14 protein-coding genes are annotated in these 23,545 nt (G+C 66.9%); 6 read left to right on the top strand and 8 right to left on the bottom strand.

The genetic code is table 11. The annotated features are described in order from the left end of the window. Nucleotides 1-5 precede the first annotated feature (5 nt). The 3 genes from ACLJEU_RS24255 (at nucleotide 6) to ACLJEU_RS24245 (ending at nucleotide 7,351) form a co-directional block, all read left to right on the top strand. Nucleotides 6-3,236, top strand: coding sequence for a TonB-dependent receptor (locus ACLJEU_RS24255; protein ID WP_414663933.1), 3,231 nt, complete (start codon nucleotides 6-8; stop codon nucleotides 3,234-3,236). Nucleotides 3,237-3,380: 144 nt separating this feature from the next. Beyond that, nucleotides 3,381-6,464: a DUF7133 domain-containing protein gene (locus ACLJEU_RS24250; protein ID WP_414663934.1), complete on the top strand. Its 3,084-nt coding sequence runs from the start codon at nucleotides 3,381-3,383 to the stop codon at nucleotides 6,462-6,464. Nucleotides 6,465-6,544: 80 nt separating this feature from the next. Beyond that, nucleotides 6,545-7,351 (top strand): rhamnogalacturonan acetylesterase, encoded by an 807-nt coding sequence (locus ACLJEU_RS24245; RefSeq protein WP_414663935.1) that lies wholly within the window; start codon nucleotides 6,545-6,547, stop codon nucleotides 7,349-7,351. A 273-nt stretch (nucleotides 7,352-7,624) separates the two neighbouring features. On the opposite strand, the gene ACLJEU_RS24240 is transcribed toward ACLJEU_RS24245, so the two are convergent. From ACLJEU_RS24240 to ACLJEU_RS24225, 4 genes are all read right to left on the bottom strand, one after another. Next, entirely contained in the window at nucleotides 7,625-8,662 is a 1,038-nt protein-coding gene (locus tag ACLJEU_RS24240; RefSeq protein WP_414663936.1) for a Gfo/Idh/MocA family protein, read from the bottom strand. Nucleotides 8,663-8,668: 6 nt separating this feature from the next. Beyond that, on the bottom strand, nucleotides 8,669-9,562 hold the full coding sequence (locus ACLJEU_RS24235) for an aldo/keto reductase (protein ID WP_414663937.1): 894 nt from the start codon (nucleotides 9,560-9,562) through the stop codon (nucleotides 8,669-8,671). Between the two features lie 50 nt (nucleotides 9,563-9,612). Then, complete coding sequence (locus ACLJEU_RS24230) at nucleotides 9,613-11,781, bottom strand: TonB-dependent siderophore receptor (protein ID WP_414663938.1); 2,169 nt, start codon at nucleotides 11,779-11,781, stop codon at nucleotides 9,613-9,615. Between the two features lie 119 nt (nucleotides 11,782-11,900). Continuing rightward, a complete protein-coding gene (locus ACLJEU_RS24225) occupies nucleotides 11,901-12,941 on the bottom strand; it encodes a winged helix-turn-helix domain-containing protein (protein ID WP_414663939.1) in 1,041 nt (346 codons plus the stop codon). A 151-nt stretch (nucleotides 12,942-13,092) separates the two neighbouring features. Between ACLJEU_RS24225 and ACLJEU_RS24220 the strand changes: the two genes are divergently transcribed. Genes ACLJEU_RS24220 through ACLJEU_RS24210 form a run of 3 tightly spaced genes read left to right on the top strand, consistent with a single transcriptional unit; the run spans nucleotide 13,093 to nucleotide 16,623 of the window. Next, nucleotides 13,093-14,028 carry a dihydrodipicolinate synthase family protein gene (locus tag ACLJEU_RS24220; protein ID WP_414663940.1) on the top strand — a complete coding sequence of 312 codons (936 nt, stop codon included), beginning with the start codon at nucleotides 13,093-13,095 and terminating at the stop codon, nucleotides 14,026-14,028. A 40-nt stretch (nucleotides 14,029-14,068) separates the two neighbouring features. After that, entirely contained in the window at nucleotides 14,069-15,274 is a 1,206-nt protein-coding gene (locus tag ACLJEU_RS24215; protein ID WP_414663941.1) for an AGE family epimerase/isomerase, read from the top strand. 47 nt (nucleotides 15,275-15,321) lie between these two features. Continuing rightward, nucleotides 15,322-16,623: an MFS transporter gene (locus ACLJEU_RS24210; protein ID WP_414663942.1), complete on the top strand. Its 1,302-nt coding sequence runs from the start codon at nucleotides 15,322-15,324 to the stop codon at nucleotides 16,621-16,623. A 171-nt stretch (nucleotides 16,624-16,794) separates the two neighbouring features. Here ACLJEU_RS24210 and ACLJEU_RS24205 read toward each other — a convergent pair whose 3' ends face one another. The 4 genes from ACLJEU_RS24205 to ACLJEU_RS24190 form a co-directional block, all read right to left on the bottom strand. Continuing rightward, the gene (locus ACLJEU_RS24205) at nucleotides 16,795-17,922 is read right to left on the bottom strand and encodes a LacI family DNA-binding transcriptional regulator (protein ID WP_414663943.1); all 1,128 of its coding nucleotides are present in this window, start codon (nucleotides 17,920-17,922) and stop codon (nucleotides 16,795-16,797) included. Nucleotides 17,923-18,042: 120 nt separating this feature from the next. Further along, nucleotides 18,043-20,235, bottom strand: coding sequence for a tetratricopeptide repeat protein (locus ACLJEU_RS24200; protein WP_414663944.1), 2,193 nt, complete (start codon nucleotides 20,233-20,235; stop codon nucleotides 18,043-18,045). A 146-nt stretch (nucleotides 20,236-20,381) separates the two neighbouring features. Continuing rightward, entirely contained in the window at nucleotides 20,382-22,394 is a 2,013-nt protein-coding gene (locus tag ACLJEU_RS24195; RefSeq protein ID WP_414663945.1) for a prolyl oligopeptidase family serine peptidase, read from the bottom strand. A 13-nt stretch (nucleotides 22,395-22,407) separates the two neighbouring features. After that, a complete protein-coding gene (locus ACLJEU_RS24190; RefSeq protein ID WP_414663946.1) occupies nucleotides 22,408-23,490 on the bottom strand; it encodes an NHL repeat-containing protein in 1,083 nt (360 codons plus the stop codon). Between the last annotated feature and the right edge of the window lie 55 nt (nucleotides 23,491-23,545).

Genomic DNA, 23,545 nt, shown 5'->3' with positions numbered 1-23,545 from the left:
CTGCCATGGTGACGTTTTTTCGCCTGCCGGCCTTTGTGCACCGGAGCGCCCGCGTGTGCGCCGTGCTCGTCACCCTCACGGTCGGCGTCGGGGCGAGCGACACCGCCCGGCGCCGCTACGATCTGCCGGCGGGCGATGCCGCCGTCACGCTGCGCCAGCTCGCCGAGGTGTCGCGGCGGGAGATTCTTTTTGCCGCCGACGTCGTGCGCGGCGTGCAGACCAACGCCGTGCAGGGCGAGTTCACCGCGCTTGATGCGGGCAACCGGATGCTCGCGGGGACGCGGCTCGTCGCAGTGCAGGATGAACCCAGCGGCGCGCTGGCCGTCCGTCGGCGCAACCTTCCCACCGCACCGTCAGCCCGGCCCACGGTGAGCGCCACGCCCGCGGTCGTGGCGGCAACCGGCACCGCGCTGCTGCACGGCCGCGTGTCCAATCAGGCCACGGGTGTCGCGCTCGAAGGCGCGTTCGTGCAGATCGTGGGCTCCGATCGCAGCGTCGCAACGGAACGCGACGGCACCTTCACCCTGGGCAATCTGCCGGTCGGCGTGACCACGTTGCGCATCACGTATCCCGGGCTTGAGCCGTCGACCCAGGCGGTGGAACTGGGTGCAGGGGCGACGAGCCGGGAGTTCAAGCTGACGTCGGACATCTACGCGATGGATCCGTTTGCGGTGGCTGCCGTGCGGGAAGGCAACGCGGCCGCGATCGCGCGTCAGGAGCAGGCGCTGACCGTGGGGAATTCCGTGTCCCTCGATGCGTATGGCAACATCGCCAAGGGCGATCTCGGCTCGTTTCTCCAACGCCTGCCGGGTGTCGTGGGCGAGTACGGCGGCTCCGCGGTCGATGCCATCCTCGTGCGCGGACTGTCGCCGGAGTTCACATCCGTGATGATGGACGGCACGCGCACGCCGAGCGCCAACCCGGACTCGCGTTCGCAACTCGTCAGCGGCCTGCCCTCGGGTGCGATTGAGAGCGTCGAGGTGATCAAGACGCCGACGGCCGACATGGACGCCGATTCGCTCGGCGGCGTGGTGAATCTGCGGACGCGCAGCGGCTTCGATCGCACCGGCCGCACGGTCGTGCTGAATGTCGCCGGCGGCTACAACGAGACGATGGGCCGGCACCTCGATCCCTCGCGTGGCGCGAAGACGATTTTCCCCCAGGTGTCGGCGGAGTTCTCGGACGTGTTCGAGGTCTTCGGCCGCAATCTCGGCGTCGTGGTCACGGGCACGTATCAGGAAGTGGGTGACGGCCTGCAGACGACGCGCGCGGAGTTTGCCGGCAACTGGGACTACGCGGGCCCGACGGTCGCGCGCCGGTTCGTCTATGCCGATCAGGAATTCCATCTGAACAAGCGGGCCGACCTGCATACGAAGTTCGACTACCGGTTCTCCCGCACCTCCTCGATTTCCCTGGCCGCGGGCTTCACGCGGTTCCGGAATGTCATGGAGCAGGTGCGGCCGCAATACAGCGACAATGTCGTCCTCGACCCTGAGCGGTCGACCGCGGACCTGTGGGTGTTCAGTCGCGTCCGCTACCGGTCGAGTCGGGATTTCCGCTACACGCCGAGCGATACCTGGCGTTTCCAGCTGAACGGCACGCACGACCTCGGCTTGGTGAAGCTGGCGTGGGACGTGTCGTACTCCGACTCCCGGCGTCCGCTCGACCGCCTCGCCGCCACGGCGCGCAGCAACCACGACTTCGGGCTCGTTTACGATCGCCGCGCGAGCCGCGAGTTTCCGACGCTCTCGTATGGCGACGGCGTCCCGCCGCCGAACGATCGCTTCGACGACCTGCTGTCAGTCGCGCTCACCCGCAGCCATGAGGACGCGACGGATACGATCCGGGGCGCGAAGCTTGATGCCACGCGGGATTTCCCGAACTGGTTTCGCCCGGTCCGGATCAAGGCCGGCTTCCGGATCCGGCAACAGGAACGCACGCGCGACTACGATGAACTGTCCGGCACGATGGGCCCGGGCGACTACGGCCGGTATCGGGATTTCAACTTCACGCACGGCTGGGTCGACGGCCGTTATCCGGCGACGCCGATCGTCGACACGAAGGCCGCCTTCAGGGACGCCGCCATCAGCTACGTGCCGTCGGGCCTGGCGGCGCGTCCCGCGGTCCGTTTCGCCTATGACGCCACCGTGCTGCCGGTGAATCTCGACGCCGCCGCGACGAGTTCGCTGCTCAACGACTATCGCACGCGCGAGACGATTCCGGCCGCGTATCTGCAGAGCGAGGTCAGGTGGACGCGCGCGTTGCACATGACGGCCGGAGCGCGCGTCGAACAGACGCGGACGGCGATCACGTCGCGGCTGGAGAATGTCCAGGCGACAACGCCTGAGGAACGTTTCGCGCGGTTCAAGACCGTGTCGGCCGACTACACCGATGTGTTTCCCAATCTCCAGTTCCGGTTCGTGCCGATCCGGCATCTCACCTTCCGCGCCAACCTCTCGACCACGATCGGCCGGCCGCGTATGGCCGATCTCGTGGGCCGGTTCTCGGTCAATGATGTCGGCCAGGCGGTGAACTTTTCGAATCCCTCGCTCAAGCCGCAGGAGGCGCGCAACTACGACGTGAGCGTGGAGTATTACTTCGAGCCTGTGGGCGTGATTTCGGTCGGCGGCTTTCGCAAGGACATCACGCGTTATGTCACGGCGACGTCGTTCCGGATCGTCGGCAACGAATTCGGTCTCGATCTCGGCCCGTACGCCGGGTGGACCGGCAGCACGCGCGTCAACGCCGGCGACGGCCGGGTTGAAGGCCTCGAGTTCAATTACGCGCAGCAGCTGAGTTTCCTGCCCGCGCGCTGGGGCGGCCTCGGAGTGATGGCGAACGGGACCGTGCTCACGAGCTCCGGTGACTACAACGGCCTCGTGTCGCGGCTGCCGTTCAAGAATTACCTCGTCGGCCTGCGGCCGCAGTCGGGGAACGCCGGACTGACCTACAATCAGGGGCGCTGGGATGTGCGGCTCATGTGGAATGTCGCGGGCACGTATCTCCTGTCCCTGGATACATCGGATCCGTCCAATTCGGAATTCGTCGGCCGGCGCGAACAGTGGGATTTCTTCGCGCGTTTCAGGGTCACGCGGAACGTCAGTGTGTTTCTCGATGTGATCAACCTGGCCGAGGACAACCGCGGCCGTTATCGCGGCCTCTATCGCGACGACCGCCGCGCCCAGACCAATGTGTTCCCGCGTTCGATTTCCGCCGGGCTGCAGGCCCGCTTCTAAGCGCCCACTTCGACCACCCTTCCTTCACCCGTGACCGCACTGCTCCGCCAGGACCGCGACCGCCCCCGGTCGCACCTCCTCCCCACCGCCGAACCAAGTTCGTCCCCCGTCGCAACTCTCCGAACTCCTTTCCTAACCTGCCTCGTGAAAGCTTTCGCCGCCACCGCCCTCACCGCGTTCCTCGCGGCCGCCCTGCCATCGTCGTCCTTCGCCCAATCCGTCCCCGTCGAACGCCCGCGTTCCCGGCCGCCGTCGATGCTGACGGGGCGCGCGCAATGGGAAAAGGGCGCGGACCTGCTCAAGCGGATTGAAGTGCCGCCCGCGCCGCCGCTGTCGCCGGAGGAGGCGTTGAAAACGTTTCGCGTGGCGCCCGGTTACCGCCTCGAGCTCGTGGCCGCCGAACCGATGGTGCAGAATCCGATCTTCTTCGAATTCGATCCCGCCGGCCGCATCTGGGTCGTCGAATACCAGGGCTACATGCGCGACATCAAGGGCAGCGCCGAGGGCGACGCGATCTGCCGGGTGGTCGTGCTCGAGGACACCGATGGCGACGGCCGCGCCGACAAGAGCACGGTGTTTCTCGATCGGCTCGTGATGCCGCGATCGCTCTCATTCGTGAAAGGCGGCGTGCTGGTGCAGGAGCCACCGAAAGTGTGGTTCTGCGAGGACACCGACGGTGACCTGCGCTGCGACCAGCGCACCGAAGTCGGCAAACTCGGCGTGGCGGGCAATCCCCAGCACACCGGCAACGGCCTGCGTTACGGCCTCGACAACTGGCTGCACAATGCGGACGCCACGACGCGCCACCGCTGGGTCGATGGCAAGTTGATCGAGGCGCCGGTCGCGCACAGCGGACAATTCGGCGTGTCGTTCGATGATCAGGGCCGCCTTCTGACCTGCCACGAGAGCTCCGCGCTGCACGCCGACCTGATTCCGGGCGAATACATCGTGCGCAACCGCAATCTCGCCGCCCTCGCCACCCGCGGCGGGCGCGGGTTTGCCGGCATCGACACCAACATCGCCACCGACGCGCAGCAGGTTTACCCGATTCGCGTCACGCCCGGCATCACGCTCGGCGCGATGGAACTCCGCGACGACGGCCGCCTGCGCACGTACACGATCGCGTCCGGTCCGGCCTTCTATGACGGCGATCAGTTTCCGGACGACGCCCGCGGCAACGTGTTCGTGCCGGAAGCCGGCGGACATCTCATCGGGCGCCTCCAACTCACCGGTGGAATCCGGCCGAAGGCGACGCGGCATTATCCGGCGGAGCAGGAGCTCCTCGCGTCAACTGACGAACGCTTTCGCCCCGTCAACGCGCGCGTCGGTCCCGATGGCGCGCTTTATCTCGCCGACATGTACCACGGCATCATCGAGCACGTGATTTTCATGGTGCCGTGGATCAGCGATCAGGTGCGTGACCGGCAACTGGATACAGGAAGGGACATGGGGCGCATCTATCGTGTCGTGCGCGAGGACCGGCCAATTCGGCGCCGGACGCCCGATCTGGCGAAGGTCGGTGCGGCGGCGCTCGTGGCGGAACTTGATTCGCCGAACGGCTGGAACCGACTCACCGCGCAGCGCCTGCTCGTGGAACGGCGCGACGCGGCGGCGCTGCCGCGGCTGCGCGCGTTGCTCACGGGCGGTGCCACGCCGCTGGGCCGGCTGCATGCGTTGTGGACGCTGGACGGTCTCGGCGCGCTGACGCCCGGAGAAAAAATGGCCGCCTTCACCGACGCGGATGAGCGCGTGCGGGCGGCGGCGATTCGCGTGTGCGAGCGCGACCTCGATGCGACGCAGCAGATCGCGTTGCTCGCGCGGCTGGAGAAACTGGCGGACGACCACAGCGAAATGGTGCGCCTCCAGGCCACGCTGACGGCGAGTGCGTTGCCGCAGGCGGCGGCGCTGCCGTTGCTGGCCCGACTGGCGGGCAGTGAAACGGACACTCTTTTTCGCGCCGCGGCGCTGACCGGGCTGCAGGGACGCGAACTGGATTTCATCCGCGTGCTGCTGGCCGAAGCGCGGTCGGGACGCGCGGTGGCCGAGCCGTGGCGGAACCTGGTCGGTCTGGCCACGCAGTGCGTGCTCGAGGCGGCGGACGCGGCGCGCACCACCGGGCTCTTGGAGGCGCTGCAGGAGACTGTTGGTGGTGCTCCGGTCGCGCGCGATGCGCTGCTCGATGCGATGACGACGTTCGGCGCGAATCGGCGGCGCGGGCAGAAGCCGATCGCGATTGAACGTGCGCCGGCGGGTTTGCTGGCGCTGGCGCGGGGCGACGACGCGGCGCTGCGACAGCGGGCTTATCGGCTGCTGGAATTGTTCACCTGGCCCGGCGCCAACGCGTGGGTCGCCGAAGGGCCGGCCGCGTCGCCGTTGACGCCCGTGCAGCAGCAGCGGGTCGAAACGGGCCGCGAGGCGTTCACGCTCTATTGCGCGCCGTGTCATCAGGCACACGGTGGCGGCGCGCCGAGTCTGGCCCCGCCGCTGGCCGGCAGCGACTGGGTGGCCGGTCCGCCGGAGCGGATCGTGCGGATTATTTTGCACGGCCTCTACGGTCCGATTCAGGTGAACGGCGAACCGTGGAATCTCAGCATGCCCGGACTTGGCGCCGCTGGAGTTCTCGACGACGAGAAGATCGCGGCCGTGACCAGCTACATCCGGCGCGCCTGGGGTAACGGCGCGAGTGTCGTGGAGCCGCGATTGGTCGCGGCGGTGCGACGCGAGACTGCGGATCGCACGCTGCCTTGGACCGCGGCCGAGTTGGGCGAGATCGCCGGTGCCGGCGCGGTCCCGGTGGCTGTGACCATGCCCGCGCCGATTGCAGCGCAGGCATCGGGTGAACTCATCCTGCCGGCGAGCCGGGCAATCCTCTACGCGCAGAAACTCGGCTACCGGCCCGCGCTCGATGTGCTCGCGCCGTGGACGGTGGCTGAAGATTTGGCGGAGTGGCGCGTCACCGTGGCAGCGGCCGGCACCTTTGAGGTGCGGGTCAACCTGGCCGCGGATGAGGCCTCGGCGGGGGATTTCTACGTCGTCGAAACCGAAGGCAGCCGCACGCGCGGCGAGGTCCAGTCGACCGGCGACTACGAGCAGTTCCGCGAACAACCGGCGGGCCGGCTGGCGCTGCGGGCCGGCGTGAACCGCATTCTGCTGCGGCCCGACGGGCCGTTGAAACGCGAACTGGCCGACGTGCGCGGCGTGCGCCTGACGCCGGTGTCCGTTCCATGAATACGATCCACCGGCTGCCTGCGCGCGCTACGGCATGTCCGATCATATCCGCGGCAAAGAAACCCGCCCCGCGTCCGTCCATGAAACGCGTTTCCACCTGGATGGCCGCTGCCGTGCTGGCCGCACTGCTGGTGGCGGCGCGAGCGTGCGGAGCGGATGCACCGCCGAAGCTGTTTCTCATCGGCGGATCCACGATGGCGACGTTTCCCGCGACGCGGCCCGTGGTGGGCTGGGGCCAGAAGCTCCCGTTGTTTTTTCAGGATCCGGGCATCGTGCAAAACCGCGCGAAGAGCGGGCGCAGCAGCAAGAGTTTCATCGATCAGGGACTGTGGGACGCGGTGATCGGGGAGATCCGGGCCGGCGACTATCTCATCGTGTGTTTTGGCACCAACGACAGTGCGGACGATCCGGCGCGGCGGACGGAGCCGCGTGGAGATTTCAAACGCAATCTCGAGCGGTTCATCCGGGAAACGCGGGCGCGGGGCGCGACGCCGTTGTTGGCGACGTCGGTTGCGCGGCGGAACTGGGACGAGCAGGGACGCTTCGTGGAGCCGCCGTCGGAATGGGTCGAGGTGACCCGCGAGGTGGCGGCGGCGGCGAAGGTGCCGTTGCTGGAGATGCGGCAGCGGACGGTGGAGTTGGAGACACGGCTCGGGCGCGAGGGTTCGATCGCGCTGCACCTGTACCTCCCGGCGGGGCGTTACGATGCATATCCGAAAGGTGCGCGGGACGACACGCACTATTGTGACTATGGCGCCACCTGCGTGGCGGAGGTGGCGGCGCGTGAATTGCAGCGCCTGAAGCTGCCGATTGCGCGCTGGCTCCGCGCCGGGGCCGAGTGGCCGGTGCCGACGCCGGCACCGATTTCGCCGCCGGCCGCACCGTAGGGCCGGTGGCGATACGCGGAGCGACCGGCGTCCGGGGAGCAGCCTGATGCGCATCAGATCGGGCCCGCCGAATTCGTTGCTCTTGAGCGGCGCGGCGACGCGTTTGCGTCGGATGCGGAGGATCGATCGCAGGTGGACTTGGTCAGGTTTTGACGGGTACCGGCAGGCCAAGCGGACGGGCCCGGGGGGAATCTGTGGGGTGAATTGGTCTGGTCAGGCCGAAGCGTGCTGGTCCGGATGCCGGAGGTTACCCTGGCCTGGCCCAGGTGTCGTTCAGATCACGCGGGTGAACCGGCCGGTTTGAGCAGATGATTCGGCGGCTTCGATCACGCGTGCGGTACGGAGAGCGTCGGCGAGCGTGGCGGGTGGTTGGCGCTGTCCGCGGATGGCGGCGACGAACTGGCGCACAAAGCGGTCGCCGTAGCTCCCTGCGTAGGAGTTGGTGGCCTTCACCTGGAAGGTGCGGCTCCTCGCGCGGGCCGGGAGCTCGACGTGCAGTCGTGGCGCGAGGTCCGGCCACACGATACGCCCGGCGCGGCCAGTGATGGCCAGATGGGCGTCGTAACCGGTTGGGTTGAGGTAGCCCCGGCCGCTGAACGCGAGGGCATAGCCGGCGTGGAACGTGCCGATGGCGCCGGATCGGAACTCGAGTGCGAGCGCCGCCGTATCCTCAACGTCGATGCGCTCGCCCGACCGGGTGGCGAGGCGGGCCATGACACCGGTAATCTCGTCACCGGAAACGTGCTGGAGGAGATCGAGGTAGTGGCAGCCGAGCCACCGCAGGATGCCGCCCCCTGCCTCACGGCGGCGGAAAAGCCACGAGCGCGGATCGCGAAAGCGCACCTGCGTCGCGAGAAAGCGGGCCTCGAGCGAGAGCAACGGGCCGAGTTCTCCGGCAGTGGCGTGGCTGAGCATCGCCATGGCACACGGATGCGCCCGGCGCGGGTAGAGCACGCTCGCGACCACCCCCGCTTTGGCGGCGGCGCGCTGGACGGAGAGGATTTCGGCGGACGTGATCCCGACGGGCTTCTCGGCCAGCAGATGCGTGCCCGCTGCGATAACCCGGTGGGCGAGGTCAGCGGCGGCATCATGGCGGACGCACAGGACGGCGAAGTCACTGCCGGCGAGCGCAGCGTCGAGATCGCCGGTGGGTGCGTTCGCCTTGCGGGAGCGGGGCAGGGCGGGATGGCGGGAGGCGGCGAGCGGGTCCGAATCGAAGAGCGTGATTCGGCGGACCGCGGAAAGATTTTCCAGCGTGTTAAGCAGGGCGCCGGAGTGCGGATGGCTGAGGCCGAGGAGGGCTGCTTGCATCGAGGTTCAATCGTGACCCAGCTCCGAAAACAGGGAGGGATCGTCAAAGGCCCGGGCGGCCAGTGCCTGTTCGATGTGCTCGGGGCCGCGACCGCCGACAATCACCCGATTGATGCCGGCTTGGTGAAATACCCAGGCAATGGCGAGGTGCGGCATGGCGATCCCCGTGCGGTGGGCCACGGCTTCGAGGCGGGCGAGCCGCCTGCGGCAGACGTCGTTGAAATAGATGTCCCCGTGGCCGGGAGAGTAGGCGAAGCGTGTGCCCGGCGGCACGCCGTCGCGGTGCTTGCCCGTCAGAAAGCCGGCTCCGAGCGGGCTGTAGGTCACGACCTGAATCGCGTGCGTGGCGCAGTACGAGCGAAGGCCCGGTTCCGCTTCGCGCACGGCGAGGTTGTGATTGTTCTGCAGGAAGGTGAAGGGGGTCAGGCCGTGCTGGCGCTGGGTCGCATGGATCGTGGCGAGTTGCGTCGCGTCGAAGTTACTCGCGCCGATGGCGCGGACGGCGCCGTGGCGGACCAGTTCGTGGAGCGCGGCGAGGGCCGCGGGATCCTTCGCGCGGTCGTCCCACTTGTGGAGATAAAGCAGATCGAGAAAGCCGAGCCCGAGGCGCTGCAGGCTTGAGGTGCAGGCTGCCGTGATCGCGGCGGGCGTGTACGGCGGATAGATTTTTGTGGCAACATGCGACCCGGCGCGCCGGTCGCGGTGGCGCGCAAGCCATTCGCCGAGGATTTGTTCTGCGGCGCCCGCCCCGTAGAGCGCTGCGGTATCGAAATGCGTGATACCCCGCGCGACGGCGTGGTCGAGGAGCTGAAACGCCGCCGGTCGATCAATTTCCCGGCCAAATGTGGCCGTGCCGAGTCCGAGCGCGGCGGGCGGGGGTGAAAAGGGGGGCGCGAGCATGAAAAAGGGGCGGGCAAGGCGCCCGCCCCGTGTCGTGCGAACCAGGTCGATTAGAAGCTGTACTTGGCCGCGAGGCTGTAGGTCCGCGGCGTCGAAGGCTGCACGGAGAAGCGGCTGTTGCCTCCCGCGTAGAAGTCATCGTCGGTCACATTGTTGATCCCGAGGTTGAGGCTCCACTCCTTCCGGGTGTAGGTGAAGAAGGCATTGTAGATTTCATACGCGGGGATGCTTGGTGCGCCGCTCTGGATCAGCTCGCCGAGGTGAAACGCGTTGCCGCCGATGCCGAAGCCCTTGAGCGGCCCGTCCTGGAATTCGTACTTGGCCAGCAGACTGTACGTGGACTTGTAGGTCCGGGGCAGGCGGGCGCCCGTTTGATCGTGGGCTCCTTTCCCGCTGAACAGGGTGGCGATGATGTTCCAGCCGGCGGCGGGACGATAGTTCACGTCGTACTCCACGCCCTCGGAGGTGGCGACACCCGCGGCGACGGCGTAGAGTTGCGGGGTGCCGAGATTGAAACGCACGGGGAGGTTCGCGGTGACGGCGCGGAACCAGACGATGCTGCCGGTGAGTTTGCCGTCGAATGCGGCCACCTTGGTGCCGAACTCGGTCACTTCGCCGGTGGAAGGAGGCAGCGGGCGGCCGCTCTGGTCGCGGTCGTCGGCGCCCGACGGCACGAAGTTCGTGGCGCGCGATCCGAAAAACGAGATGTCCTTGCGTGGCTTGTACACGAGGCCGAGTTTGTAGAGGGCCTTGTCGCCTTTGCTCTCCTTGAAGGCTGCGTTCGGCACGTCGAGATGGGAGGTGTTGTTACTCCAGGACCAGGAGCCGGCGACCGTCGCGATGAGCGAGTCGTTGATGAGGTGAGCCTGGTGGAGAATGTAGATGTTGGCTGCGTCGCGCTGCTGCACGGTCGTGGCCGTGCCTGGAATGACCGGGTCGGCTGGATTGGCGGGGAATACCGGGTTGATGATCGGGAACACGGCCGTGCCGGACTGCGGCGAGATCAGCGCGGTGGCGATCAGTCCCTGCGAGTCCGCCTGGGTGCTGCCCGACCAGCCGAAGTTCGTCTGCTGGTGATGGCCCTGCACATCGTACTCGGCGATGTAGTCGTTGACGACGCTCGTGAGCTTCTGGGTTTGCGCCAGGGTGAGGAGATTGAATCGCAGCGTGTCGCTCGCGTCGATCACGCCATTGGCCCCGAGGAGATTGGCGTTGGAGTTGTTGGCGCGACTATCGTGGTCGGACCGCTTTTCGGAGAAGTAGGCCACCTGCAGCTTGGATTCGAACTGTTTGGAGAAGCGGTGAATCACGTTGCTCTCGACCTCGTGCTTGGCGAAGACCGAGTTGCTCCACGGAGCCTTGAAGCCCTGGCGGCGGCCGCTGATGTAGGAAACGTTGTTGTTCTGATCGAGGAAGTTGTTGGCGAAGAGACCGCTGGTCTTGATGCGCGAGTATTCGTAGCGGAGGCGGATGGTCGTGTCGCGCAGATCGAACTGGAATGACGGGGAAAGGACGGTGCGATCGTCGTACAGGTGGTCCTGATACTGCTTGCCGTCCTGATAGGCACCGATGAAGCGGTAGGCGGACTTGAAGCCGGACCCCAGGTTGACCGGACCGGTGGAGTCGAATTCGCCACGGAGGAGACCGTTGCTGTCGACGAGAACACGGACTGAGCCCTTTTCGCGGTAGAGCGGATTCTTGGTCGTGCGGAGCAGCATTCCCTGCGTCACCGGGCGGGTGCCGAAGAGCACGGCTTGGGCTCCCTTGACCACCTCCATCGTCTCCGTCGTCACATCGTCGTCGATGGACGGGAAGTATTCCGCGCCATTCTTGAAGGTCTTGGTCAGACGCTCACCCCGGATGTAGAAAAGATTGTTGGAGCCGAACGAGGCGACGCCACTGGAAGCGTATTTGGCGAAATCACTCGGGTAGGGAAAGTTTCCCAAATCCTCGAGAAGCGCACGGGGGATGACTTGAATCGATCCCGGAATGTCGATCAGTTCCTGGCGGGTTTTGAGGCCGGCGGTGGCTTGGCTGACACTGTATGAACGGTCCGTTTTGGCGCTGACCTCGAAGCGGGACAGTGTGAGGGCTTCTTCCTTGGCGGCGGCTCCGACACTCTGAGCGAGGGTGACGGAGGCGGCTGACAACGCGGCGGCGAATGCCACCAGCGTGGCCCGGGTGGGCAGGCTGGGCTTGGTGAGGGGCATGAATTTCATGGGGTTGGTGCGGAGTGAAGGCCCCGTTAGGAAATAAAAATCCTATACTGTCAAAATTATTAATGCAGGCGTGGGCATTAAGAGGTCGGCGTGCACCTCGCCGCGGGCAGGGCGGTGGCTCAGGCCTCTGCCAGCTCAACCGGAATGACGATGTGCCCCGGCGCAGTCCCGGACTCCGTCACCTGTGCGGCGAGCAGGCGGCCGATCGCCGCGCCGATTTCCTCGGGGCGTACGGTCGGGAAGACATACGGCCACGGATAGCCTCCCTTGGGGCGCTGGTAGAAGCCGCTGACGATCAGGCGCGGCCGGCGCCGGCCCTTGAGTCCGAGCTTTTCAATTGCGGCCGCCGCGGCCTCGGCCTTCGCCTCGGAGCGACAGAGCAGGCATAAGTCCGTCGGGTGGCGCTGCACGATCTCCGCGACTTCAGCCATGATGGCGTTGCGATCGTCGGGCAGATGGGAAACGGAAAAATCCCCGGCCTTGCGTCCGGCGGCTCCGAGCAGGCGGCCGAGTTCGCGGAGCACGACATTGTCGCCAGGGAACATCACCTCGCGCGTCAGCGCGCACACGTGGGAGCTGCTTTGGGCGGCGGCGTAATCGGCGATGAGCCGGGCGATGCCGAGATTGTCCTGCTCGACCCATGCCATGCCATCGATCGACGGGTAGAGCGAGCCGTGCACCACTGCGGGCAACCCGCTGTCCTTGACGGCGCGTTGCACGACAAACGGCACCTTCGTCAGGACGATTCCCGCGGTCTCCTTGGCGCGCAGAATTTCGCCGATGAGGCCGTCGACGTACTCCGAGGGGTCGGTTGCCGGCAGGAAATTGAACTGCACGTCCGCGCTGGGCAGCACGCCTTGGATTCCCACCAGCACGCCGTCAGCCACGAGGCCCTCCTGGCGAAGGTAACTCCGATGCACCAGCATGAACACCCGCTTCAGCAGTCCCGGACTGGATTCCCGCTGCAGCGCCCCGATGAAGGTCCCGCGCCGTTGTACCCGCTGCAGGAGTTTGCGCTGGGAGAGGAGCTGGAGGGCGCGGTTGGCCGTCGAGGAGCCGACGCCAAGCATGCGCGCGGCCTCGGTGAGCGACAGGTAGGGATCGCCTGGCTTGAGCTGGCGGTGGCGGATGTCCGCCTCCAGCTGCTGGGCGAGGGCCATGATGCGGGGGGTCTGTGAATAGCCGGAGCTCATCGGTGATGCGTCGACGCGGGTCCTGAATCGCGCCGGCAGGTCGTACGGCGTGGAATAAAAATCATGGTGTGACGATAAAATTCTTGCCTTTTAGTATTATTAATCGCCGTGATCGGGCATGGCGCAGAAAAAGACTTCCCTCTCATCCTTTCAACTGCGCGGCCTCATTGCCGCGACGTTCACTCCCTTTCGGGCGGATGGCGGCCTGCATCTGGCGCGCGTCAAGCCGGTGATTGATGCGGTCATCGCGCAGGGTGCGGCGGGGCTCTATGTGTGTGGCAGTACGGGCGAAGGGCCGTTGCTCACGACGGAGGAGCGGTTGCTGCTCGCCGAAGCCAGCGTTAAGGCCGCGGCGGGCCGGGTCCCGGTGGTGGTGCAGGTGGGGCACAACAGCATAGTGGAGGCGCGTCGCATCGCGGCCCACGCGCAAACGATCGGGGCCGACGCGATCTCCGCGACCCCGCCGGGCTACTTCAAGCCCGACTCGATGGACACTTTCCTTGCCTGCATGGCGGAGGTCGCGGGCGGGGCGCCGAAGCTGCCGTTTTACTACTATCACATCCCGGTGTTGACGGGAGTGCGTTTCGACATGATCGAATTCCTGCGCCTCGGCGGATCGCGCATCCCCACGCTGCGTGGCATCAAGTTTTCCGACGCCACCCTGCACGAGATGCTGGCGTGCATTGAATTCGACGGCGGGCGCTACGACATCCTGTTTGGCATCGATGAGATGCTGCTCGCGGGCCTGGCGTTTGGCGCCCGCGGCGCCGTGGGTTCGACCTACAATTTCGCCGCCCCCCTCTATCGCAGGATCATCGCCGCTTTCGAACGGGGTGATGTGGCGGAGGCGCGGCGCTGGCAGTCGCTTTCCGCGGCGATGGTCCGAATCATCATCGGCAACGGCGGCCGCGGCGGACTCAAGGCCGCGATGGCGCTGGTGGGGGCGGACTGTGGCACCAGCCGCCTCCCCACCGTGACGTGCACACCGGCGCAGCGCGTGAAAATGAAGCAGGAACTGACTGAACTGGGCTTCTTCGACTGGACGCAGCCGTGAGGCGGCCACCACCTTGGGCTTCCACCAGAAATTTCCATCCATGAGCCTCACGCCGTCGCGCCTCGCGGAATTGCGTCAGACGTATTCCAGCAACCTGCTCGAAAGCACGATTCCCTTCTGGTTGCGCCATGGCCTGGATCGCGAGCAGGGCGGCTTGCTCACCGGTCTCGGGGAGGATGGCACCGTCATCGACACGGACAAGGCCGTCTGGCTGCAGGGCCGGGCCGCCTGGACGTTTGCCACGCTCTACAACACGATCGAGCGACGCCCCGAGTGGCTCGCCGCTTCGAAGCATTGCCTCGACTTCATCCGCGACCATTGCCGCGGGCCGGCGGGCAAGCTCTACTTCACCGTCACCCGCGACGGCCGGCCGCTGCGCATGAGGCGTTACGTGTACAGCGAGTGTTTCGCCGCCATCGGCAGCGCCGCCTACGCACAGGCGACGGGCGACGGGCGGGCTGCGGCGGAAGCGCTGCAGTACTTTGAAACGTATCTGCACCACAGTTTCACCCCCGGCGTGATGCCGCCGAAAACCGACCCCGTGACGCGCCCGATGAAGGGCGTGGCGCCCCACATGATTGCCATCGTCACGGCGCAGGAGATTCGGTCCCTGCTCGGCGACGTGGTCGTGCGCGGTGCCTCCTGCACCCAGTGGATCGATCGTTCCCTGACCGAGATTGAGCGGGATTTCTTCAAGCCCGACCTCGGTGCCCTCATGGAGGTCGTCGGACCGGATGGCGCGGTGCTCGACCACTTTGATGGCCGCACGCTCAATCCCGGCCACGCCCTGGAGTGCGCGTGGTTCATCCTGCACGAGGCCAAGCACCGCGGCGCGGATGCACGCCTTCTGCGGCTCGGGCTCGCCATCCTCGACTGCATGTGGGCCCGGGGCTGGGATCGCGAGTTCGGCGGGCTGCTCTACTTTACGGATCTCAAGGGGCTGCCCGTGCAGGAGTACTGGGCGGAGATGAAGTTCTGGTGGCCGCACAACGAGGCGGAAATCGCCACGCTCCTCGCGTATCAGTTGTCCGGTGACGCAAAGTACGCGGCCTGGCACACGCTGGTGCACGATTGGTCGCACCGCGTTTTTGCCGATCCCGTCCACGGTGAATGGTTCGGTTACGCCCACCGCGATGGCCGCGTCTCGACCCGGCTGAAGGGCAACACCTGGAAGGGCCCGTTTCATCTGCCGCGGATGCAGTGGTACTGCGGGCGGCTCGCCGGAGAGCTTCTCGCCGCGAAATAGCCGGCGGGCGCTGCCCGCCGCGTGGCGACTCCGACCGCTCTTCCGCCGTGAACCAGACCGAGCACGTTTCCCGCTACGCCTGGTGGGTGGTCGGACTGCTGTGGGTGGTGGCGCTGCTCAACTACCTCGATCGGCTGACCATCGCTTCGATGCGCGAGTGGATTGTGGCCGACATTCCGATGAGCGACGCGCGCTTCGGATTGCTGACTTCGGTGTTCCTCTGGATCTACGGCCTGGTCAGCCCGGTGGGAGGATTCCTGGCGGATCGCTACAGCCGGAAGTGGGTAATCATTGCGAGCCTTGGCGTGTGGTCGGCCATGACCTGGCTCACCGGGCACATGCACTCCTTCAACAGCCTGCTTGCCGCCCGTGCGGTCATGGGTGTCAGCGAGGCCTGCTACATCGCGGCCGCGCTGGCCCTCATAGCGGACTACCACACGGGTGCGACGCGATCCTTCGCGACAGGGCTGCACCAGAGTGGTCTCTATGCGGGGGCCGCGCTCGGCGGTGCCGGCGGCTGGATTGCCGGTGACCATGGCTGGAGGCTGGCCTTCACTTTGTTTGGTGCGCTGGGGGTGGCCTATGCAATCGTCCTGCTCTTCCTGCTGCGCGACCAGCCGCGAGCCCAGGACAAGCTCCGTTTGCAGCCGAGCCAGCCTGTTTCCGCCCGCGCCATTGTGCGGGAACTCGCCGCCTCGCGGTCGTACGGCGTGCTCATGGTCTACATCGGGCTGGCCGGAATGGCGTTCTGGTTGATCAACGGCTGGCTCCCGACCTATTTGCAGGAAAACTTCGCCGGCTGGCGGCCCGGCGGAGCCTTGGCCCGTGTCCTTCCCTCGGCATGGATAGAGAAAATGGAACTCACCCGTGGCACGGCCGGGCTGTGGGCCACGGTGCCGGTGCAGGTCGCGTCATTTCTCGGCATCCTGGTGGGAGGCGTCTGGGCCGACCGGTGGGGCCGGACAAACCCGCGAAGCCGCATGTTGATCCCGGCCCTGGGCTTTTGTTGCGCGGGACCGTGCCTGCTGCTGCTCGCTAAAACGTCCTCATTTTCGCTCGCACTTGTCGCCATGACGATCTTCGGGCTGGGCCGCGGTTTTGCCGACGCGAACCTGATGCCGATCGTCTGCCAGGTGATCAATCCGCGCTACTGTGCCACCGCGTACGGCCTGCTCAATCTCGTCGGTGTGAGCGTCGGTGGTGGGATGATTTACGTCGGCGGCTGGTTGCGCGACCTCCACGTGGGACTGGCCATGCCCTTTACCATTGCGGCCAGCGGCCTGTTCCTGGCCGGGCTCATGCTGTTCGCAGTGCGAGGCCGGCAGCCGCAGTTGCATTGCTCCGAGTGACCGTCACCGGCGTGGAATCATGGCCGCAACGGTCTTGCGCCTTGGGAGTCGGCCGGAAGGCTCCTTCATTGCCATTGTGTCCGGAATCCGGACCTGACCCCGTCGAAGATGCAGTCTTGCGACCATGGCGCCAGCTGCGTGGCGGAGTTCGCGGTGCGCGAATGCATCGCGTCACGCTGCCGATCGCGCGCTGGCTCCGCGCCGGGGCCGAGTGGCCGTTCCGGCCGCCAGTGACGGTTTCGGCGAACGCGCCGGCCGTGCCGTAGGGCCGGTGGCGATACGCGGAGCGACCCAGCGTCCGGGGAACAGCATGATGCGCGGCAGATCGGGCACGCCGAATTCGTTGCTGTTGAGCTGGGCCACGACGAGATCGACCGCGTGTGCGGCGACGCGGTCGTAGCATTGATCGACGCCGCCGATGCCCTTGGGGGTGGAGTTGCTCCAGTAGAGCGTGACCGTCGGGATGCGGTGTTGGCGGACCCAGGCGGCGAGGCGGGGCGCGGCGAGCAGTGACGTCTCGCTCACGATCAAGGCGTCCGGACGGCGGGCGGCGACCCAGTCGGCCAGGCCCGGTTCACCGGCACCGCTGACGATGCGCACGCGCTGCGCGGCGGCGGTGAAATCGCCCCCGCTCGTGAGGAAGGCGGCGGACCAGGCCTGCTTCGCGCGTTCGTTGCTGGTCGCCTCAATCAGTGCGACCGGCGCGGTGCAGCCGAGCTGCGCGAGTTCGTTCAGCACCATGCGCAGGGCGAGATAGTGATGGTGTCCGGCATGGTGCAGTTCGGGCGTCCAGGTCACGTTGCCGATCACCGCGGGCGCGAAGTGCCGCCAGTCCCAGTCGAGCGTCAGCGCGCTTTCGCCGGTGACGATGGGCGAGAGCACCACGCCGACGATCCCGCGGGTGCGCAGGATCTGTTCGAGCCGCGCATCGGTCATGCCGGGGTCGGTCGTCCAGAATTGTTCGATGGCGAATCCGGTTTGCTCCAGCCGGTGGCGGGCGCCGGCGAAGACCTGCCGCAGGAACGGATCGCGTTGCGACTGCGTGCGCGAGGTGTGGACCCACACGAAGGCGATGCGTTCGCCGGCGGTGCGCGGGTCGCGGCGTCGGATGTGGGCCATGAGGCTCGCGACCCGTGGATTCGGCCGGTAGCCGAGGTGGGCGGCCGCGGCGGCCACGCGCTGCCGGGTGTCAGCGCTGATCTTCGAGTCGTGGCGCAGTGCATACGATACGCAGGCGAGCGAGACGCCGGCGGCCTCGGCGACCTGCTTGAGGGTCACGACCGTGTGGGGGAGGGGCACGGTGAACGGTTTCACCGGCGAGCCACCCGTGGCAACCGCGGAGTGCGTCCACGTGCGTTCCGACTTGGAACGGGACGCCCCGGGTCGCGTCGAACGCGCCCGCCCGGCCGGGGCGGGCGGTTACTTGGACTTGGCGGGCGCGGGTGCGGCGCCGCCGGGCAGCTGCGCAAGCTGGCGCTTCGCCTCTTCCCGGGCGGGAAAATCGGCCGGAGAGGTTGCGGCCGCCCGCAGGGCGACGACGGCGGCCTCATTGTTGCCGAGCATGCGTTGGGTCATGCCGAGATGGAATTGAACCTCGGGATTGCCGCTCAGGCCCTTGGCGGCCTCTTCCAGCAGCGGCAGCGCCTCCTTGTAGTCCTTTTTCTGGTACAGAATCCAGCCGAGCGTGTCGGCCACGGCGGGCGACGTGGGCTCGAGCGCGCGGGCCTTGCGGGCGAGTTCGAGGGCGCGATCCGGCTGCTTGAACTGCTCGATGTACAGATTCGCCAGGTTGTTCAGGATCAGGGTGTCGTTGGCCTTGGTCGTGAGGTGCTTCTCGTACAGGTCCCTGGCCTTGTCAAACTGGCTCGTCGTGGTGAAGAACTGGCCGCCGAGGAGCGCGGCGAGCGTGTCGCCGGGACGCTTGGCCAGAAACGCCTCGACCTTCTGTTGAATGCCGGGCTGCGCCCTGCGCGCCATGAACGTATCGGCGAGCACCGCAAAGGCCGCGGTGTTGTTGCGTTCGAGTTCAAGCGTGGCGGTGGCGGCGGCGGCGGCCTCCTCCCACTTGCCCAGCGACGACTGAATGCGGGCCATGAGCAGATGGCCGCCGGCGAGCTTCGGCGCCTTCGTGATGATGGCCTGCGCGCGCTGCACGGCCGAGTCGGCCTTGCCTTCACGCAGGTCGAGACTCACGAGCTCGGACTGGACGGCGAGATTGTCGGGAAAGTTTTCGAGGGCTTGCTCGAAGCTCTTGCGCGCCTCGGCGGCATTCTTCTGCTGCAACTGGACGAGGCCCAGCACGTACATCAGCTGGGCGTTCTTCGGGGCCTTCGCGAGGTTCTCCTTGATGACGCGGACGAGGTCATCGAGTTTGCCCAGACCCTTCGTCGCCTCGATCAGCATGGTGTAAGCTTGGGGAATGTCCGGTCGCCGCGAGATGAGCGCGGCCATCGCGGTGGCGGCTTCCTGGTGCGCGCCCGCCTGCAACTGGAGCTGGGCCCAGAGCAGAATCGCTTCCGCGTTGCGGGGATTCTGCGTGATGACCTGCTGAAGGGCGAGGAGGGCCTTGGGGCGGTCGCCGTCCTGCAGGTAGGCGGACGCGAGCGTCTGCGACTCGAGGCCGAGGCCGGGGAAACCCTCGCCCATCTTCTGCAGATCGTCGATGGCCCGCTTCGTATCGCCCTTGGCGAGCCACACGCGGGCGCGCAGGAGCTGGGCTTCGAAGTCGGAGGGATCGCGGGCGAAGATGCTTTGGATGATGCTGAGCGCGTCATCGAAACGCTTCTCGCCGATGGCGATTTGCGCGAGGCTGCGCCAGGCCGGCTGGAAGTCGGGGACTTGTTTCGTGATCTCCGTGAGATACGCGATGGCCTCGGGCAACGCGCCGGTCTGGGCGAGATACGCGGCGTACTTCAGGCGTTCCGTTCCGCGCGGGGTGGCGGCATCGGCGGCGGCCTTGTATTCGGTCAGGGCCAGTGCGCCGTTGCGCTGCGCCACATGCAGGCCGGCCATCGCGGCATGCGCGGGCGCGGATTTCGGATCGAGCGAGAGTGCTTTCTGCACCGCGGTTTTCGCGGCCGCCTGATCGCCACGCAGCATCTGCATGTTCGCGGAGGCGAGGTGGAACGAGACCGTGTTCCGTTCGGGAAATTTCTGCAGGAGCGTTTCCGCCTCCTTGTATTCATCGGCGTCGCGAATCGTCTCCGTCAGGAGCACGAGCGCCTCGGCAATCGCAGACGAACGCTCCAGAATCGTGGTCGCCTCCTTCTTCGCTTCCGCGACGCGGCCGATCGACGCGATGAGCTGGGCGCGCTTCAGCCGGAGATTCAGATCTCCCGGCGACAGCGTGTACATTTTGCTCAGGTACGACAGCGCGCGCATCGTCGCGCCCCGCTCGAACCAAATCAGCGCCAGCCGTTCGTTGGCCGTGATGTCGTCGGGAAACTTCTGGAGCACGTTCTGGTACTCAATGCGGGCCTTCTCGAGGTCACCTTTCTTGTAGTACTCGGCCGCCCGCTCGAGCGTCCGGGCCTTCTTGCTCTCCGCCGAGCAACCGGCGATGAGCGCTGCGCTCGTGGCGACCAAGGCAAAGCGAACGATGTGATGCATCATGATGGACGTGGAGGTTTCTCGAAGGGATGAAGGGGCAGGTCGGAAATGAAGCGTCCCGAACTGGCGGAGGGGAATACCCTGCACCGGTTCGGGCGGCCAGCTTTTAGCGAATTATCTAAGTGTGAGCGATGACGCCTATTATCGGCTCATTTCCACGCCGCGTTAAAAAATCCCGCGTCGACAATGCGGCCGGGCCACCGCGGCCCGGGAATTTCCCGGAGGTCGACCAAGGCAAAATCCGGAAGTTTGGGCGTCTGCAGGGCATTGGTGCCGTAAGCCTCGTCGCGGAAATCGATGCCGCTATTGAACACCACATAGCGCGGGCCGGCGGCCAGCGGATTGGGAAACACCAGGATCGGTGCGTGCTGCTCGGCGGCGTAGGCCTTGCCGCGAAACGTCAGGTTCCGGGCATTCCACGTGAGCGGGAGTTTGCCGGCGGCCAGTACCTTCGCGATCACGCGATTCGACGCCGGGTCGCCCCAGAGCACGAGATGCTTGCGGGCGATGTCGTCGTCCGTGACGTCGGTGTCGTCCTTGATCAGGACGTCGCCGCGAAACAGATCGCGCCACAGCTTGGTGGCGTGCTGCAACTCGGCGGCCACCCAGGCGCCCACGGCCGGGTTGAGCGGGCGGCCGGTGGGGCGCACGAACAGAAACGGCGCCATGAACGCGTCGTTGATGGGACCGCTGAGTCCCGGAATCTTGCGCTGCTGTCCAGCCCAGCGTTCGTCCGCGAACGCGGCGTCGCGAAAGACCCATTTGCCGCCGTCCTTGACGAACCAATACGCTGGCGCGACGGCTCCCACCTCGACCGGCTGGCCGTCGATGGTGGCCTTCAGGCCGCTGGTTTTTTCCCAGCGGACGCTGAACACGCCGACGTTGCGGGTGGTGGCCTCGAGCCGATCCGGCGACGGAAAACGCACGCGGACGTCGGCGCGTTCCCAGGGCTGCTCCAGCTCCATGATCGCGATGCGAGCCGATCGGGAATAGCGGAGCGTGTAGGTGGTCAGGTGATCTTCTGCCGGCCACGCGGGCCGCCCGGCCGCGGCGAGGGCGTCGAGCCGCGCCGCGAGCACCGCCTTCGTTTCCGGATGATATTTGTGTGCGGTCTTGGGGCCGATCAGGTGCTCGAGTTTCAAACCCTCGGCGGCCATCGCTTCCGTCATGATGTCGGCCGCCTGCTTCTGCGGATCGATTTCGCCGCTGTAAGCGACGGTCGGCACGCCGCGCAGATTGGCCGCGTAGCCGGTGGCGTCGTACCAGCGCCAGAGCGTCTGCTCCCAAGGTGTGCGCTCCGGTTTGCCCGGCGCCAGCGCCTTCGTGTAGGCGGCGGTCTCGGCAAAGCCCGCGCCGGGAGCGGCGGCCGCCCACACGCCGGGAAAATGCGCGGCGAGATGCCAGGTGCTCGCGCCGCCCATCGAGAAGCCGCGCACAATGATCCGCGCGGGATCGATTGCGTAGTTGCCCTTCACGGCCTCCATCGCCTCGAACACGTCGACCTCGCCGGCGAATTTCGTGGCGTTGCAGAAACGGCCGTAGGGATGCAGCACGATCGCGCCTTCCGGGACGATCTCGCCGGGCTTGGTTTCGTGTTCGGCGAGAAACGCGAGCTCCGTGCGCTTCTCGTTGCGGCCGGCGAGCACGACATCGAGCCGGCGTGCGGGGCCGCTGCCGCGTTTCCAGTCGGGCGGCACCACGAGGGCGTACGGTTGCACGGAGTCGTCGAGCTTGGAGCGGTGGCCGCGCAGGATGAGGCCGGTGGCGTCGATCCAGGGCGCCGTGCCGGCTTGAAGCTGTTGCACCCGCTCCCGGCCGAGCGCGAGGAACCGGCGCGCGACCTCGACCTGCTTCACATCGAAGAACTCATCGTAGCGCAGCGCCCAGTCGACCGCCTTGTGCAGCACCTCGACGTCGGGCAGCAGCGTGACCAGCCGGGTGTTGCCGGCGGCGTTCAGCTCGCGCGCGACCGCGTCGATGGCGGTGCGCAACGCGGCGGCGCCGGCGGCCAGCTCGGTCCGGGCGGCATCCGGAATGCGGATACCGGCGGGCGGCAGACGTTTCGCCGGCGGGGGCGGCGTCTGCGCCGGCGCGGCGGACAGGGAGAACGCCAGCGCGAGTGCGGCGAGGGCAAGGTGGCGGAGGAGCGGGCGCGTGGGCATCGGGGTGAGGGGATTAACGCGCGCCGCGGACGATCCGCACGCGGTGGTTCTCGGAGTCGCCGATGAACACCGTGCCGTCGCGATCGACCCAGATCCCGTGCGGGCGGTTGAGGGCGCACTTCGCCGGATCGCCGTCCGGGCCGTCGGCGCGGGTGCCGTTGCCCGCGACGAGTTCCATGTGGCCGGTGCGCGCGTTGATCCGCCGGATGGCGTGATTCTCGGTGTCGACGAGGTAGACGTCGTTGTTCACGGGATCGAGCGCGATGCCCTTCGGACCGTTCAACGTCGCGAGCTTCGCCGGTCCGCCGTCGCCCGTGAAACCCTTCTTGCCGGTGCCCGCGACGTGGAAAATCTTCCCGGCCTGGCGGTCGAACTTGAACACCTGATTGCCCTCGCGCGTGGCCAGCCAGAGATTGCCGTCGCGATCGAAGTCGAGCGAACGCGGGCCGCGCAACGGCGTGCCCGTGATCGGCGCGCCGTCCGGCGTGTCGCCGGGTTTGCCAGTGCCCGCGTACGTCGAGATCGTGCCGGTCTTCATGTCGACCTTGCGGATGACGTGATTGCGGATGTCGCAGATGTAGAGATCGCCCGCCGGATCAAACTGGATGCTGTGCGGCTGGGCCAGCTGCGCCTGGTGCGCCGGCCCGCCATCGCCGCTGTAACCGGCCTGGCCGGTGCCGGCGATGGTGGTGATGATCTGCGTCTTTGCGTCCACCCGCCGCACGGCGTGATTCGTCATGTCGACGATGAAGAGGTTGCCGGCGCGATCGAAACGGATCTCGTGCGGCAGGTTCAGGCTGGCCTGCAGCGCGGGTCCGCCGTCGCCGGTGAAGCCGGTCTGGCCGTTGCCGACGACCGTGCGGATCGTGCCGTTGGCGGCGATGGTGCGCACGCGCTGCCCGCCGTATTCACAAAACCAGATCGCGCCGTCGGGTCCGCGGATCACGCCGAATGGATTGTTGATCATCGCGGCGGTCGCGGGTCCGCCGTCACCGGAGAAACCCTTCGTGCCGGTGCCGGCGAAGGTCGCGGTCGACGCGGCGTGGACGGACGTGACGAGGGCGAACGTGGCGGAGACAAGGGCGAGGGGGCGCATAAGGGTGATCGTGATCATTCACCACAAAGGCACGGAGGCACAAAGGCGAAATCGC

Origin of the sequence: Terrisphaera buseokensis (assembly GCF_047521145.2) — a bacterium.
Taxonomy (GTDB): domain Bacteria; phylum Verrucomicrobiota; class Verrucomicrobiia; order Opitutales; family Opitutaceae; genus ER46.
The sequence above is the reverse complement of the archived record's forward strand: the minus strand, read 5'-3'. Positions and strand labels throughout refer to the sequence as shown.